General features: G+C 49.2%; 1 protein-coding gene. It reads right to left on the reverse strand.

The genetic code is table 11. The features are described from left to right. The coding region (locus HW347_RS20615; protein ID WP_214613604.1) for a type IX secretion system membrane protein PorP/SprF at positions 1 to 266 on the reverse strand (266 nt) is incomplete at both ends.

Below are 266 nucleotides of genomic sequence, written 5' to 3' on the forward strand. Positions count from 1 at the left end.
AAATTGGCGCTTACGTCTATCTGCAACGGTGCACCCCTTACCGCCTTTACAAGGCCCGCAGGTTTGAACTTCCACCTATCGTTTACTTCGAATACGTATCCCGTGATGAAATAGAAGTTCATACGCTCTTCCGCCAAAAAGGAACTGCTGTTCGTATTGGAACCGTCAAAATGTTCCGTCTGTAAAAAGTTCGGCACCGATAGGCCCGCATAGAAATGGTCCGTGTGGTAGTACACCCCCGCCCCGATATTGGGCGAGAACTTGTT

The sequence above is a fragment of the Zobellia barbeyronii genome, from assembly GCF_018603515.1.
Classification (GTDB): Bacteria; Bacteroidota; Bacteroidia; order Flavobacteriales; family Flavobacteriaceae; genus Zobellia; species Zobellia barbeyronii.